The sequence below is a fragment of the Neorhizobium sp. SOG26 genome (assembly GCF_003491345.1).
In the GTDB taxonomy this organism is placed as follows: Bacteria; Pseudomonadota; Alphaproteobacteria; order Rhizobiales; family Rhizobiaceae; genus Neorhizobium; species Neorhizobium turbinariae.
In genome coordinates this window covers 2774572-2788124 of sequence record NZ_CP025512.1, presented here as the reverse complement: position 1 = coordinate 2788124, position 13553 = coordinate 2774572, and the positions used below count along the sequence as shown (strand labels likewise).

The following is a 13553-nucleotide window of genomic DNA, read 5'->3' as shown; positions in this document are numbered from 1 at the left end:
CTCGCGCTGATGCCGCATTGCGGTAGCGCCAAATCTAGGAGACGGATCTTGAGTTTTAAAGCAAGGCTGCTTCACTTCATCGTCATGTCGGTTATGGGCCTTGTCGCTCTGCCGGCCGGCGCGCAGGATCGAACGCTCCAGCTTGTCGGTTTCGGCGACAGCCTCATGGCAGGCTACCAGCTTGCGCCGTCCGAATCCTATACCGCGAAGCTCGAAGCCGCGCTGAAGGCCAAGGGCCATAATGTCGTGGTCACCAATGCTGGTGTTTCGGGCGATACCACGTCAGGCGGCCTTTCCCGCATCGACTGGTCGGTGCCCGACGGCACGGACGGCGTCATCCTGGAGCTTGGCGCCAATGACGCGCTGCGCGGCATCTCTCCCGAGCAGTCCGAGAAGAACCTCGATGCGATGCTGGCGCGGCTAAAGGAGCGAAACATTCCGGTTCTGCTGGTGGGCATCATGGCGCCCCCGAACATGGGGAGCGACTATGCCGACCGGTTCAACCCGATCTACGAACGACTGGCGCAGAAGTATTCCGTCAAGCTCTACCCCTTCTTTCTTGATGGCGTCGTGACGGTGGAAGGAACGCAGCTGGAGGACGGAATGCATCCGAACGCAAAGGGCGTCGACATCATGGTCGAGAAATCCCTGGCGCTGGTAGAAAGCTTCCTGGGGGACATTGATCACAAGTGAAAAACCCGACTTGCGCGGAACTCCGTTGCATGATCCGCTGTTAGCGTCTGCAAAAGATTCGAGGAGGTCCCCATGCCGAGACTTTTCACCGCCCTCGAAATACCGCGCAATCTGGCCATGAGCGTTTCGTTGTTGCGCGGCGGTCTCCCCGGAGCCCGCTGGATCGACGTAGAAAACTACCACATCACCTTGCGCTTCATCGGCGATGTCGATGGGCGCACCGCCGACGAGATCGTCGATCGGCTCGATCGCATCGACCGACCGGAATTCCCGCTGACGCTGAGCGGCATCGGCTCCTTCGGTTCCAAGAAGCCGCATTCCATCTGGGCAGGGGTCTCGCCATCCGCTGAACTCAATGCGCTGCAAGGCGAGATCGAGCGCATCTGCCAGCGCATCGGCCTGCCGCCGGATCCACGCAAGTTCACCCCGCACGTAACGCTTGCGAGGCTGAAGAACTGCCGCCTCGATGACGTCGTCCATTATCTCTCCGGTCGCGGCAACTTCTTTGCCCCAACCTTCACCGTGGGGCGTTTCGTGCTGCTGTCGTCGAAGGAATCGGTCGGCGGCGGACCCTATCTGACGGAAGAAGTCTTCCCGCTTCGCGAAACGAGCTACGGTTACGCGGGCGCTGCGGAACTGGAACAGGGCTTCCTTTAAGGACGCTACGACCATGGACTACGAGAAGCTTGATGCCGAAGCCGCGGCACGGGAGCTGCCGTCCCTGGATGGCTGGGAGTTGAAGCCGGATGGCGATGCCATCTTCAAGAGCTTCACCTTCAAGACCTTCATCGAGGCCTTCGGCTTCATGACCGAATGCGCGATGCGGGCCGAGAAGCTCAACCATCACCCCGAATGGTCGAACAGCTATTCCCGCGTCGATGTGCTGCTCACGACGCATGCCACCAAAAGCCTCACGCAACATGATTTCAAGCTCGCGCGGGCCATGGACAAGGCATACGGACGCCGCAATTGATCCCCATCCTCGGAAGAACCATATGTAAGGGGTCTGCATCCGAGACAGTGGAGCGAACATGGACGACGTGAAAATCGGGGAAATTCTCTTGCCGGGCGACGAGAAGGCGCAAAACCGCCAGGAACGCCAGGTGCGGGCCAAGTTCTGGCCGACGCTGAAGCGCGCCGTGCGCTATGTCCCCTTCAGTCGTGACCTCGTGGCCGCTTACTATTGCGCCGTTGACCCCAAGACGCCGACGCGCGTCCGCGGCATCCTGCTCGCCGCCCTCGGCTACTTCGTCCTGCCAATCGATGTCGTTCCGGATGTCTTCGCGGTTGTTGGTTTCACCGATGATATCGCCGTGCTCGCCACTGCCTTCCGGATGATTCAGGGGCATATCGCCGATCGTCATTACGAAGCAGCCGATGCAGCGTTGGCCGACCACCCGGACATGACCGGCGGGGTGCACAGCGGCACCTGACCCCTGGGTCAGGCGGGTGTGTCGTCCTCAAGCGCCCTGCGAAGCCGTTCGAATGCCAGCCTGATGCGCGATTTCACGGTCCCGAGCGGCAGCCCCGTCTGGGATGCGATCTGCGCATGCGACTGGCCGAGGAAGAAGGCAGCCGTCACCAGTTCCATCTGCTCGGGTGGAATACCGGAAAGTGCGGCCCGCACCCTTGCCGCCTGTTCCTCCCTCTCGAACATCATGTCGGCAGCCGGCGTTTCTGTCAGAGGATAAAGCGGCGCGTAGGCCTCCGAGACCCGATGCCTGGCCCGGCGCTGCGCGTCGATGCGCCGATTTCGCGCGACCCGGAACAGCCATGTCGAGATCGACGCCTGGCGCGGGTTGTAAAGATGCGCCCGGTGCCAAAGCACGGTCATCACCTCCTGGACAAGCTCCTCCGCTTCATCCGGGCTCATCGCCTGCCGTACCAGCCAGGATTTCAGCCGCGGGCCGAAGTAATCAAACAACGCAGTAAAGGCTGTCTGATCGCGCTCATCGGCCACTGCCTTTACCAAGCTGGCGAAGTGGTCTTTTTGGTTTTCGTCCATGCAGGCAACGGCAGGTATTATCCAATGCGATTCGCGTTAGAGTTGACATTCTAACGTCATCGCGAGACGGAGGAAAAGGACAAACTCTCGCCCTATTCCTTGTGTCACTGCTGGGCGCTGTGCATGGTCTTCCCGGCAAGATTGAATAAGACAACGGCGATCGAATGTTTTCGCCGGATCTAAAGGGCGGGTACGTGCTGCACATCTTTGATACGGCTTGTTGACGGTTTGGTAACCGGAATTAAGTCAAATTGCACCGAATCAGGATCATGCCTTGGCCATGCTTCGGCATTGCGCCGCAGAGACAAAAGAAAATCGGCAGGAGACTATGTCTGTAAAAACGATCGCGACCGCATTGATGTTCTTGGTAGCCGGCGCTGGTTTGGCTTCCGCCCAGGCACCCGCTCCGACCCGGATCCAGCAGTTCAAGGCGTGGGGCGCCTATTCCTACAAGTCTGGCGGCGGCAATGTCTGCTACGTGCTTTCGGTGCCGACTGCCAAGGAACCGACGACCGTCGATCACGGCGATATCTTCTTCATCGTCTCGCAGCGTCCCGGCCAGAACATCTCCTACGAGCCGCAGGCCATGGTGGGTTACACGCTGCAGGCCAATTCCAAGGTCACCGTGACGATCGACAACAAGAAGTTCACGATGTTCACCAAGGACAAGGCAGCCTGGGTGGAGAACGCGGCTGAAGAGCCGGCGCTCGTCGCCGCCATGAAGGCCGGGCGGACCATGAGCGTCAACGCCGTCTCCGGACGCGGCACCAAGACCGCCTATACCTACAATCTGGAAGGCATTTCGGCCGCCCTGAAGCAGATCGAGTCCTGCAAGTAAGGCATTATCCGTCGCTTGAATTCGAAGGCCGGTCTCGTGACCGGCCTTTTTGCATTTCGCCGGAAGGGGTGACGCGGCCGCTATTTGATGATAAAGGCCGCATCAACATGCGGTCCGGCACTTGGAGTGCCGTGAGCGCCATCACATATTCCACGAACAGACATATCGCCCGGTTCCGCTGAGTTGATGCGGGATAACAGGCGTTCGACAGGATGAAGACATGTCGGTTTCCGAGGCCGTTCTGGCCCCATTGAAGACCCCGCTGGTGCCCCGTCCGGACCTGATGTCAGGCAAGCCGTCGCTGATCGGGCTGAGCCGTGAAGAGATGGGCACGGCGCTGAAAGACAAGGGCGTGCCGGAAAAGCAGGTGCGCATGCGCGTCAGCCAGCTCTGGCATTGGCTCTATATTCGCGGCGTCTCTGATTTCGATGCGATGACGAACGTCGCGAAAGACATGCGCGAAATGCTGAAGACGCATTTCACCATCGCACGTCCCGAGATCGTCGAAGAGCAGGTGTCGAACGACGGTACCCGCAAGTGGCTGCTGCGCTTTCCGCCGCGTGGCGCTGGCCGTCCGGTCGAAGTCGAGACGGTTTATATCCCCGAAGAAGGTCGCGGCACGCTCTGCATCTCGAGCCAGGTCGGCTGTTCGCTCACCTGCTCCTTCTGCCATACCGGCACGCAGCGCCTCGTCCGCAACCTGACGGCGGAAGAAATCCTGTCGCAGCTTCTCCTGGCGCGCGATCGGCTGGGTGATTTCCCTGGCACCGATACGCCTCCGGGCGCCTTCGTGCCGACCGGCGAGCGCAAGATCACCAACATCGTCATGATGGGCATGGGTGAGCCGCTCTACAATTTCGAAAGCGTCAAGACGGCGCTCTTGATTGCCACCGACGGCGACGGCCTCTCCTTGTCGAAGCGGCGCGTCACGCTGTCGACCTCCGGCGTCGTGCCGGAAATCTACCGCACCGGTGAAGAAATCGGTGTCATGCTGGCGATCTCGCTGCATGCCGTGCGTGACGAACTGCGCGACATGCTGGTGCCCATCAACAAGAAGTATCCGCTCAAGGAGCTGATTGAGGCCTGCCGCAAATATCCCGGCCTCTCGAATGCCCGCCGTATCACCTTCGAATATGTGATGCTGAAGGATGTCAACGACAGCCTGGAGGATGCAAAGCTGCTGGTCCAGCTGCTGAAGGGCATTCCGGCAAAGATTAATCTCATCCCGTTCAACCCCTGGCCCGGCACTAACTACCAGTGCTCGGACTGGGCGACGATCGAGAAGTTCGCTGATTTCATAAACCAGGCAGGTTACGCATCGCCGATCCGCACCCCGCGCGGTCGCGACATCCTGGCCGCCTGCGGCCAGCTGAAGTCGGAATCGGAACGCATGCGCAAGACCGAACGTCTTGCCTTCGAAGCGATGATGATCGCCGGCCACGGCGAAGACGACTGATCCGCAAGCGTTCGCTATCACCATCCAGTTGATTTCAACGCGATGGCTCCATAAGAGACGTGACAGAAGAAGCGACTCTGGAGGAGAACATGCGCAACTTTATTCTCGCCCTCGCCGCCGCGACGGCGCTCGTCATGCCTGCAAAGGCTGCGGATGTGACTGTTGCGGTTACCGCAATCGTCGAACATCCTGCTCTCGATGCTGTCCGTGACGGCGTCAAGGAAGCGCTGGTCGAGGCCGGTTACAAGGAAGGCGAAGGCCTGAAATTCCTGTACGAATCGGCACAGGGCAACCCGGGCACGGCCGCCCAGATTGCCCGCCAGTTCATTGGCGAAGACCCGACCGTCATCGTTCCGATCTCGACCCCGTCTGCACAGGCCGTTGTTTCGGCGACGCGCGACATCTCCGTCGTCTTCACGGCGGTGTCGGATCCGGTCGGCGCGCAGCTGGTCAAGGACATGGACAAGCCCGGCGGCAACGTCACCGGCATCTCCGATATGTCGCCGGTTGCCGACCACGTGGCGCTGATCAAGGAAATCACTCCGGACGCCAAGTCGATCGGCTTCGTCTACAACACGGCTGAAGCGAACTCTGTTTCCACCCTTGCCGCTCTCAAGGAAGAGGCGACGAAGGCCGGGCTGCAGGTGATCGAATCCGTCGCCACGAAGTCCGCCGAAGTGCAGGGTGCGACCCGTGCGCTCGTTGGCCGCGCCGACGTCATCTACATCCCGACCGACAACACGATCGTCTCCGCTTTCGAGGCCGCCGTTGGCGTGGCCGAGGAAGCCAAGCTGCCGCTTTATGCCGGCGATACGGATTCGGTCCAGCGCGGCGCACTTGCAGCGCTCGGCTTCAACTACTTCGACGTTGGCAAGCAGACGGGCGAAGTCGTGGTCCGCGTACTGAAGGGCGAGGCGCCTGGCGACATCCCGGTGAAGGTTGCTGCGGGTACCGACCTTGTGATCAACAAGAAGGCCGCTGAAAAGATGGGCGTCACCTTCTCCGAGGCCGTTCTGTCGCGCGCAAGCCGCGTCGTCGAATAAGCCGCTGCCTATCAGCGGGCGTCGGCGGTTCAAAGGCCGACGCCCGAACACCATCGATCCGCCACCCTTTGGCGGATAAAGCAGGAGAGCACCAGGGTGCTGAGCCAGATTGCCTTTTGGGGCGCGGTGGAACTAGGGCTGGTCTTCGCCTTTGTTGCCATCGGCGTATTCCTTACCTTCCGGGTGCTCGATTTTCCCGACCTCACGGTGGACGGCTCGTTCCCGCTCGGCGCAGCGGTTGCTGCCGTGCTGATCACGGGGGGCTTCAATCCATGGCTTGCGGCGGCGATTGCCATGGTTGCGGGCGCGCTCGCGGGCCTCGTCACGGCCTTCCTCAACGTGCGCTTCCGCATCCTCAACCTGCTCGCCTCGATCCTGACGATGATCGCGCTTTTCTCGGTCAACCTGCGGGTCATGGGCAAGCCGAACGTCGCCCTCATCAATGCCGATACCATGCTCAGCCCCTTCTTTGGCCTCGGCATGCGTGAAGTTTATGTGCGGCCGCTGTTTGTCGGTGTGCTGGTGGTGATCGCGGTCGTTCTCGTCTGGCGCTTCCTTGAAAGCGACGCGGGGCTTGCCATGCGGGCAACCGGCGCCAATGCGCGGATGGCCCGTGCCCAAGGCGTCGACACACGTCGCCAAGTCTATCTCGGGCTGGCGTTGTCGAACGCGCTCGTGGCGCTCGGCGGCGCACTGTTCGCACAGACCAACGGATTTGCCGACGTCACGTCCGGTGTCGGTACCATCGTCGTCGGCCTGGCGGCAGTCATCATCGGCGAGACGCTGTTTGGCGCCCGCGGCATCCTTCTCGCGCTGATCGGCTGCATCGTCGGCTCGATCCTTTACCGCATCGCCATCCAGCTTGCGCTGTCGACGGATGCGCTCGGGCTGAAGGCGTCCGACCTCAACCTGGTGACGGCTGTGCTGGTGGCGGTGGCGCTCATCCTGCCGCAACTGCGTCGCGGAGGAGCCAGGTCATGATCGATCTCAAGAACATCCACGTCACCTTCGGCAAGGGTACTCCGCTCCAGAAGGAAGCGCTGAAAGGCGTCAGCCTGACGATCGAGCAGGGATCGTTCGTCACGGTGATCGGCTCGAACGGCGCCGGCAAGTCGACGCTGCTCGGCGTCCTGGCGGGCGACGTGTTGCCAAATGAAGGCAAGGTGACGATCGGAACGACGGACGTGACGCGCAAGCCGACGGCCGCACGGGCCGGTCTTGTCGCCCGCGTTTTCCAGGACCCGCTGACGGGCAGCTGCGGCGCCTTGTCGATCGAGGAAAATCTCGCACTGGCGGCCCGGCGTGGCGAGCGGCGGGGACTGAAGGCAGCGCTTGGACCAAACCGGCGCTCGCATTTCCGGGAGCGCGTCGCCGAGCTTAATCTTGGCCTCGAGAACCGCATGAAGGACCGCATGGACCTTCTGTCGGGCGGGCAGCGCCAGGCGGTCTCGCTGGTGATGGCGACGCTTGCCGGCTCGGACGTCCTGCTTCTTGATGAACACACGGCCGCGCTCGATCCCGGCATGGCGGAATTCATCATGCGGCTCACCCAGCGGGTCGTATCGGAACGCAAGCTGACGACGCTGATGGTGACACATTCCATGCGCCAGGCGCTGGATTTCGGCCATCGCACGATCATGCTGCATGGCGGGGAAATCGTTCTCGATGTCAGCGGCGAAAGCCGCAAGGACCTGCAAGTCGAAGACCTGATCGCCATGTTCCGCAGGATGCGCAACGAAACGCTGGACGACGACGCCCTGCTGATTGGCTGAGGCTTGGCGTGCCTCAGTTGCTCAGCGTGCCTGGGTCATGAAAATCTTCGCCGCAAAGATCGAGAAGACGCCGGCAAAGGTGTAGTCGATCCCGCGCAGCACCTTCGGATTGGCCTGCAGCCAGGCCGATAGCCTGTCAGCCGCAAGGACCACGATGAGGTTCACCGGCATGCCGATGACGATGAAGTAGAAACCCAGGAAGATCAGCTTGCCGGTGACATGCGGATCGGTGGCGGTGATGAACTGCGGCAGGAAGGTCATGAAGAAGATGATGACCTTCGGGTTGAGGATATTCACCCAGAAGCCGACCGAGATATTGGCGAGCGCGCTGCTTTCCGGTCGCTCTACCTTCTCGACCGAAATGCTCGAGCCGTACCGCACGGCCTGGATCGCAAGCCACAGGAGGTAAGCCGCACCGCCCGTCTTCAGGATGAAGAAGGCGGTGGGCGACGCGGTGATGAGCGCGGCGATCCCAAAGGCGACGAGCAGCGTGTGGCAGACGACGCCGAGCGTGGTGCCGAGCACGACGAATAGCGCCGGGCGCCGCCCTTGCCCAAGTGCGCGGCTGATCGATAGCGTCATGTCCGGACCTGGCGTGATCGCCAGCAGAAGAGCGGCAGCGCTGAAGGCGAGAAGGGTGGCAAGGCTCGGCAGGTAGTCCATGGGTCGCACTCGAATGGCCGGATGAGGTGCGCTTCCTTATCCGGCTTTCGCGGCCGTGCCAATCAGCCAATCCGTGCGCTCAGGCCTTGGAGATGTACGCCTTCGCGGCATCGGCAAAATCGGGATGCCAGCGCGACAGCGGCGGCCGGTTTTCGATGATGTCGCCGATCGCCCAGGCCATGCGCCGCTCGTCCGTCGGGCGGTCGACGTCGTTGTCGGGGCAAAGAATGTAGAAGTCGCCCTTTTCCAGGCTCCTGAACATGAACTCCGCCGTCTGTTCGGGTGTCCAGGCGCCGGCGGGTTTTTCCGTGCGGTCACCCTTGGTGAGGTTCGTGTAAACGAAGCCGGGGATCAGGAGATGCGCCGACACCTGGCAGTTCGGGGTGTTGCGCAGCTCATGCTGCAGGGCCTCGGTAAAGGCTTTCACACCGGCTTTCGCAACATTGTAGGCCGGATCGCCGGGCGGCGTCGTGATGCCCTGCTTGGAGCCGGTATTGATGATAAGTGCCGGTTCGCCATGTGCGATCATCGCCGGGCCAAAGATCCGGCTGCCATGGATGACGCCCATCAGGTTCACCGAAAGTACATTGTCCCAGTTTGCCTGTGGCCCAAAGATGCTGCTGCCGGGCTGTATGCCAGCATTGTTCATCAGTACATGCACGCGGCCAAAGCGCTGGATGACGGCGCGCTCCAGTGCGGCCACCTCGTCCAGCTTGGACACATCGGTACCGATGGCAGCCACATCATGTTCGCCGCCTTCGGCAAGGGCGGCCACCTCGCGGCAGGCTTCGGCAAGCCTGTCGCCTTCGAGATCGGCCAGCACGACCGAAAGCCCCATGCGGGCAAATTCCTTTGCGGCAGCAAGTCCGATGCCGGAGGCAGCACCGGTGACAACGGCAACGTTGTCCTTCTTCAGAGCAGGATGCGTAATGGCCATGAATGGTCTCCCCTGTAACGCTGCTGTTCAAAGCCCCGGCGGGATATGGTACCCTCGTCCATACCTGTCAACACGACGGCAACGTCGCAAGGGAACACGCTCGATGGGCACGATCACCTCGACACCGTGGATGATCTTGCAACGTAGTCGGCCCGTTCCTGGACGAGATATCCATGGTTGAGGGTGGGCAATCTGGCACTGGCCCACCGACCGCATTTCATTATCTACCGAAATTTGGATACGCGGATAGTGATCGTTCGCATTCTGCACCAGCGCATGAATATCAGTCGCCATCTGTGAACCCGTGCGACCTTTGTTTTCCTTGCGCGGCACCGGAAACTCGCTAAAAGTGCCGCCATTCCCGCTATGACGGCTTCAGAGCCGCACCACTCGCAGACGGACAACTTCGACATGGCACTTCCGAAAGACGTAAAGAAGGTCGTTCTCGCCTATTCCGGCGGTCTCGATACCTCGATCATCCTCAAATGGCTGCAGACCGAACTGGGTGCCGAAGTGGTCACCTTTACGGCGGACCTCGGCCAGGGCGAAGAACTGGAGCCGGCCCGCAAGAAAGCGGAGATGCTCGGCATCAAGGAAATCTATATCGAGGACGTCCGCGAAGAATTCGTGCGCGATTTCGTCTTCCCGATGTTCCGCGCCAACGCCGTCTACGAAGGCGTCTACCTGCTTGGCACCTCGATCGCTCGCCCGCTGATCTCCAAGCATCTCATCGACATCGCCCGCAAGACCGGTGCTGACGCGATCGCCCATGGCGCGACCGGCAAGGGCAACGACCAGGTTCGCTTCGAGCTTTCTGCCTATGCACTGAACCCGGACATCAAGGTGATCGCGCCTTGGCGCGACTGGGCCTTCAAGAGCCGTACCGACCTCCTGAACTTCGCCGAACAGAACCAGATCCCGGTTTCGAAGGACAAGATGGGCGAGGCGCCGTTCTCGGTCGACGCTAACCTCCTGCACTCCTCGTCCGAAGGCAAGGTTCTTGAAGACCCGGCGCAGGAAGCACCGGAATACGTGCACATGCGCACGATCTCGCCGGAAGCCGCTCCGGACAAGGCGACTGTCATCAAGATCGGCTTCAACAAGGGCGATGCTGTCTCCATCAATGGCGTTGCCATGTCTCCGGCAACGCTGCTGGCGACGTTGAACAACTATGGCCGTGACAACGGCATCGGTCGCCTCGACCTCGTCGAGAACCGGTTCGTCGGCATGAAGTCGCGCGGCGTCTATGAAACGCCCGGCGGCACGATCCTTCTTGCAGCCCACCGCGCCATCGAATCCATCACGCTTGACCGTGGTGCCGCCCACCTCAAGGATGAGTTGATGCCGCGTTACGCGGAGCTCATCTACTACGGCTTCTGGTTCTCGCCGGAGCGCGAAATGCTGCAGGCCCTGATCGACAAGAGCCAGGAGCATGTGGAAGGCGAAGTGACGCTGAAGCTCTACAAGGGCAATGTCATGGTGATCGGCCGCGAGAGCGAGAAGTCGCTCTACTCCGACAAGCTCGTCACCTTCGAGGACGACCAAGGCGCTTATGACCAGAAGGATGCAGCTGGCTTCATCAAGCTCAACGCACTGCGCCTTCGCACGCTCGCAAAGCGCAACCTCCAGAAGTAAAACTTCCGCTACCTGAAATTAGCAGGCCCGTCTCCAGTCGGAGGCGGGCTTTTTCTTTAGCGCCGGCTTGTCTTGCGATAGCCGATATAGGCGCAGATCGCCGCGAAGTGCATCAGCGGGATGATGATGCCGAAGGCGATCACCGGCTCGCCGATCGAGGCGGCTGCGACACCGCCAACGAAACCCGCGGTCATCTGGATGAAGCCCATCATCGCCGAGGCGGAGCCTGCAATATGCGGGAAGGGCATCAGGCCGGCAGCGGTGATATAGGGGATGACGAAGGCGATCCCGACGGCGCAGATCGCGACCGGCACCATGATCGAGGCGAACGACGGCGGGAAGACCTGGGTGGAAATGGCGATCGCCAGCGCGCCAGTCCCGCTCAGCATCAGGCCAATCACGGGCGCGCGTTCGGCGGCAAGCCACTTCGAGACGAAACGAAGGCAGATCGAACCCATCAGGTAGAAGCCCGACTGCATCAGCATGCTCATGCCGAACTGGGTGGGGGTGAGGCCCACCCGCTCGATCAGGATGAAGGGCAGTACGGCAGCCTGCGCATACATCGATCCCACCGCACCTGCCAGCACGACGGCGGTGAAGAGAAACCGCTTCTGCCCGATTATCTCGCCATAGGCTTGCACCAGACGCGCCGGCTTCACCCGGCTCGGATCAGGCACCGTCGTCTCCTTCATGCACACGGTCGAGAGGAAGAGCAGCAGAGCGCCAAAGCCCACCATCAGCAGGAAGATCGCCCGCCAGCCGAAGCCGGCGAGTGCCAGTCCGCCGATCGTTGGACCGAGCGCCGGCCCGATGGCCAGGATGATGTTCATCATGTTGAGGATGCGCGCCGCATCCGGGCCGTTGAACTGGTCGCGAACGATCGCGCGCGACACGGTGATGCCGACGGAGGCGCCGATACCCTGAACGAGGCGTCCGGCGAGGATCCATTCGACGCTTGGCGCAAGGGCTGCGATCAGCGAGCCGCCAAGGTAGATCAGCAGGAAGACAAGAGACGCCTTTCGGCGGCCGAAGGCGTCGGACATAGGCCCGGCACACAGCTGCGCCAGCGCAAAGCCTGCAAAATAGAGCGAAAGCGACATCTTGATCGCTGCTTCGGTCGTGTCGAAGGCGCGCACCAGTTCCGGCATGGCCGGTGTATAGATCGCCATCGAGATCGGGCCGATTGCCGTCAGCAGGGCGCCGATCATCGTCGTGCGGCGCTCGCTCATGCGGGCAGGGACGGGAGGAATGTTATCGGCTTTCATCGGACTCGGGCTGAGGCTGTTGCACGGAATTAAGCGCTTGCAGGTTGGCGTGGACGGATGCCATGGCCTGCACGAGCACCTCCTTTGTCCGATCATCCAGGCCTTCGGTCGCCTGGGCGAGGATCAGTTCGATCTCCTGGTTGAGCGCCGTGATCATCTCCTGGGCGCTGTCGGTCAGGTTGATGCGCTTGGCGCGCCGGTCTGCGGTGCATTGTTGCCGTTCGATCAGCCCCAGCACCTGCAGCTTGTCGAGGTAGGCGCAAAGCGTCATCGGCTCGACGCTCATGCGGGCGGCTATGTCGAGCTGACGGCTGCCATCTGCTGCGGCAATGTTAAGGAGCGCGCGGGCTTCGCCAGGGGTGAGGCTCAGTCCTGCTTGCGCGATACGTCGCTCGAACACCGCCCGCAACAGGCGGGCGTTGTCAGCGATCAGGAAACTCAGGCTGTTCATGTTGGGGGGTCGGTCGCTTTCGCCGGTCGGTTTATTAAGGTTCTCTTACTATCATTCTCATTCAAGGCAAACTGAAGACTGCGTGTTCGCCGATTGACAGGGCCATGAGCCGCTTTATTGATTGCTTCAATCGCGGATGGGGATCCAACATGACGTCTTCGCTGCTTGTCGGCGCTTTCCTGGCAGCGCTTGCCTATACGCTCATTCCGGGTCCTGCCTTCCTGCAACTGCTCGGCATCGGCGCCGGACAGGGCCGGCAGGCCGGCGCCTTCTTCATGGGCGGACATCTGGCCGGCGATGTCCTGTGGTCGAGCCTCGCGCTCATCGCCATCATCGGTGCCAAGACGGTTGGCACGACGCTGTTCGATATCCTCGGTGTGTTCTGCGGCCTCTACCTCGGCTGGATCGGCTGGAGCGCACTGAAGGCGCGACCGAAGGAAAACGGAGGCTCGATAATGACCGTTGAGAGACCTTTGCGGCGTGGTCTCATCTTCGGCCTCACAAATCCCAAGGGATACCCTGTGGCACTCGCAACCTTCACGGCGCTGCTCGCAAGCTCCTCTGACGCGCTCGAATTCTCCGAGCTTCCGATCCTGCTCGCGGTATCGCTGCTCGGCTTCCTTGTTGCCGACCTCGTGCTTCTCGGCGTCATCGGCGCTGGTGTCGTCCGCCGCTTTTACCGTCGCCACGAAACGATCATCGTGCGGCTGTCCGGCCTGCTGTTCATCGGCTTTGCCCTGCAGGCCCTGTGGCATTCGGCGCCAAACCTGCTGTCGCTTCGGCGGTCTTAGAGCC

The 13553-nt window shown here is 61.4% G+C and carries 17 protein-coding genes; 12 read left to right on the top strand and 5 right to left on the bottom strand.

Annotation, left to right across the window (positions count from 1 at the left end):
• Positions 1-48: 48 nt before the first annotated feature.
• The 4 genes from CYG48_RS13860 to CYG48_RS13845 all read left to right on the top strand — a co-directional run bounded on the left by CYG48_RS13860 (position 49) and on the right by CYG48_RS13845 (position 2126).
• Positions 49-693 (top strand): arylesterase, encoded by a 645-nt coding sequence (locus CYG48_RS13860; RefSeq protein ID WP_445304306.1) that lies wholly within the window; start codon positions 49-51, stop codon positions 691-693.
• Positions 694-765: 72 nt separating this feature from the next.
• Complete coding sequence (gene thpR, locus CYG48_RS13855; protein ID WP_118850912.1) at positions 766-1350, top strand: RNA 2',3'-cyclic phosphodiesterase; 585 nt, start codon at positions 766-768, stop codon at positions 1348-1350.
• 13 nt (positions 1351-1363) lie between these two features.
• A complete protein-coding gene (locus CYG48_RS13850) occupies positions 1364-1666 on the top strand; it encodes a 4a-hydroxytetrahydrobiopterin dehydratase (protein ID WP_118850911.1) in 303 nt (100 codons plus the stop codon).
• 58 nt (positions 1667-1724) lie between these two features.
• On the top strand, positions 1725-2126 hold the full coding sequence (locus CYG48_RS13845) for a YkvA family protein (protein ID WP_118850910.1): 402 nt from the start codon (positions 1725-1727) through the stop codon (positions 2124-2126).
• A gap of 8 nt (positions 2127-2134) precedes the next feature.
• Here the strand turns inward: CYG48_RS13845 and CYG48_RS13840 are convergent, their stop codons facing one another.
• Positions 2135-2698 carry a sigma-70 family RNA polymerase sigma factor gene (locus CYG48_RS13840; RefSeq protein ID WP_118850909.1) on the bottom strand — a complete coding sequence of 188 codons (564 nt, stop codon included), beginning with the start codon at positions 2696-2698 and terminating at the stop codon, positions 2135-2137.
• A gap of 328 nt (positions 2699-3026) precedes the next feature.
• On the opposite strand from CYG48_RS13840, the gene CYG48_RS13835 reads away from it, so the two are divergent.
• The 5 genes from CYG48_RS13835 (at position 3027) to CYG48_RS13815 (ending at position 7807) form a co-directional block, all read left to right on the top strand.
• Positions 3027-3536, top strand: a complete 510-nt coding sequence (locus CYG48_RS13835; protein ID WP_118850908.1) for an invasion associated locus B family protein — start codon at positions 3027-3029, stop codon at positions 3534-3536.
• Positions 3537-3819: 283 nt separating this feature from the next.
• Positions 3820-4992: a 23S rRNA (adenine(2503)-C(2))-methyltransferase RlmN gene (rlmN, locus tag CYG48_RS13830; RefSeq protein WP_118851664.1), complete on the top strand. Its 1173-nt coding sequence runs from the start codon at positions 3820-3822 to the stop codon at positions 4990-4992.
• 89 nt (positions 4993-5081) lie between these two features.
• On the top strand, positions 5082-6035 hold the full coding sequence (locus CYG48_RS13825) for an ABC transporter substrate-binding protein (RefSeq protein ID WP_118850907.1): 954 nt from the start codon (positions 5082-5084) through the stop codon (positions 6033-6035).
• A gap of 99 nt (positions 6036-6134) precedes the next feature.
• The gene (locus tag CYG48_RS13820) at positions 6135-7016 is read left to right on the top strand and encodes an ABC transporter permease (protein WP_118851663.1); all 882 of its coding nucleotides are present in this window, start codon (positions 6135-6137) and stop codon (positions 7014-7016) included.
• Positions 7013-7807 (top strand): ABC transporter ATP-binding protein, encoded by a 795-nt coding sequence (locus CYG48_RS13815; protein ID WP_118850906.1) that lies wholly within the window; start codon positions 7013-7015, stop codon positions 7805-7807. Before CYG48_RS13820 ends, CYG48_RS13815 begins: the two co-directional genes overlap by 4 nt.
• 21 nt (positions 7808-7828) lie before the next feature.
• Here the strand turns inward: CYG48_RS13815 and CYG48_RS13810 are convergent, their stop codons facing one another.
• On the bottom strand, positions 7829-8470 hold the full coding sequence (locus CYG48_RS13810; protein ID WP_118850905.1) for a LysE family translocator: 642 nt from the start codon (positions 8468-8470) through the stop codon (positions 7829-7831).
• 79 nt (positions 8471-8549) lie between these two features.
• Positions 8550-9407: an SDR family NAD(P)-dependent oxidoreductase gene (locus CYG48_RS13805; protein WP_118850904.1), complete on the bottom strand. Its 858-nt coding sequence runs from the start codon at positions 9405-9407 to the stop codon at positions 8550-8552.
• Between the two features lie 183 nt (positions 9408-9590).
• On the opposite strand from CYG48_RS13805, the gene CYG48_RS22915 reads away from it, so the two are divergent.
• Together CYG48_RS22915 and CYG48_RS13795 are read left to right on the top strand one after the other, a co-directional pair.
• The gene (locus CYG48_RS22915; protein WP_199925147.1) at positions 9591-9707 is read left to right on the top strand and encodes a type II toxin-antitoxin system RelE/ParE family toxin; all 117 of its coding nucleotides are present in this window, start codon (positions 9591-9593) and stop codon (positions 9705-9707) included.
• A 111-nt stretch (positions 9708-9818) separates the two neighbouring features.
• A complete protein-coding gene (locus CYG48_RS13795; protein ID WP_118851662.1) occupies positions 9819-11042 on the top strand; it encodes an argininosuccinate synthase in 1224 nt (407 codons plus the stop codon).
• Positions 11043-11098: 56 nt separating this feature from the next.
• On the opposite strand, the gene CYG48_RS13790 is transcribed toward CYG48_RS13795, so the two are convergent.
• Positions 11099-12271: a multidrug effflux MFS transporter gene (locus tag CYG48_RS13790; RefSeq protein ID WP_118850902.1), complete on the bottom strand. Its 1173-nt coding sequence runs from the start codon at positions 12269-12271 to the stop codon at positions 11099-11101.
• 22 nt (positions 12272-12293) lie between these two features.
• Positions 12294-12758 (bottom strand): MarR family winged helix-turn-helix transcriptional regulator, encoded by a 465-nt coding sequence (locus CYG48_RS13785; protein WP_118850901.1) that lies wholly within the window; start codon positions 12756-12758, stop codon positions 12294-12296.
• 149 nt (positions 12759-12907) lie between these two features.
• Between CYG48_RS13785 and CYG48_RS13780 the strand changes: the two genes are divergently transcribed.
• Positions 12908-13549 carry a LysE family translocator gene (locus tag CYG48_RS13780; protein ID WP_118851661.1) on the top strand — a complete coding sequence of 214 codons (642 nt, stop codon included), beginning with the start codon at positions 12908-12910 and terminating at the stop codon, positions 13547-13549.
• Positions 13550-13553 lie beyond the last annotated feature (4 nt).

Excerpts from the sequence above, each read along its gene's own strand:
- thpR (WP_118850912.1), top strand. The coding sequence starts at position 766 with ATGCCGAGACTTTTCACCGCCCTCGAAATACCGCGCAATCTGGCCATG.
- CYG48_RS13840 (WP_118850909.1), bottom strand. The coding sequence starts at position 2,698 with ATGGACGAAAACCAAAAAGACCACTTCGCCAGCTTGGTAAAGGCAGTG.
- CYG48_RS13815 (WP_118850906.1), top strand. The coding sequence starts at position 7,013 with ATGATCGATCTCAAGAACATCCACGTCACCTTCGGCAAGGGTACTCCG.
- CYG48_RS13825 (WP_118850907.1), top strand. The coding sequence starts at position 5,082 with ATGCGCAACTTTATTCTCGCCCTCGCCGCCGCGACGGCGCTCGTCATG.
- CYG48_RS13845 (WP_118850910.1), top strand. The coding sequence starts at position 1,725 with ATGGACGACGTGAAAATCGGGGAAATTCTCTTGCCGGGCGACGAGAAG.
- CYG48_RS13805 (WP_118850904.1), bottom strand. The coding sequence starts at position 9,407 with ATGGCCATTACGCATCCTGCTCTGAAGAAGGACAACGTTGCCGTTGTC.
- CYG48_RS13850 (WP_118850911.1), top strand. The coding sequence starts at position 1,364 with ATGGACTACGAGAAGCTTGATGCCGAAGCCGCGGCACGGGAGCTGCCG.
- CYG48_RS13780 (WP_118851661.1), top strand. The coding sequence starts at position 12,908 with ATGACGTCTTCGCTGCTTGTCGGCGCTTTCCTGGCAGCGCTTGCCTAT.
- rlmN (WP_118851664.1), top strand. The coding sequence starts at position 3,820 with ATGTCAGGCAAGCCGTCGCTGATCGGGCTGAGCCGTGAAGAGATGGGC.
- CYG48_RS13810 (WP_118850905.1), bottom strand. The coding sequence starts at position 8,470 with ATGGACTACCTGCCGAGCCTTGCCACCCTTCTCGCCTTCAGCGCTGCC.
- CYG48_RS13795 (WP_118851662.1), top strand. The coding sequence starts at position 9,819 with ATGGCACTTCCGAAAGACGTAAAGAAGGTCGTTCTCGCCTATTCCGGC.
- CYG48_RS13835 (WP_118850908.1), top strand. The coding sequence starts at position 3,027 with ATGTCTGTAAAAACGATCGCGACCGCATTGATGTTCTTGGTAGCCGGC.
- CYG48_RS13790 (WP_118850902.1), bottom strand. The coding sequence starts at position 12,271 with ATGAGCGAGCGCCGCACGACGATGATCGGCGCCCTGCTGACGGCAATC.
- CYG48_RS13785 (WP_118850901.1), bottom strand. The coding sequence starts at position 12,758 with ATGAACAGCCTGAGTTTCCTGATCGCTGACAACGCCCGCCTGTTGCGG.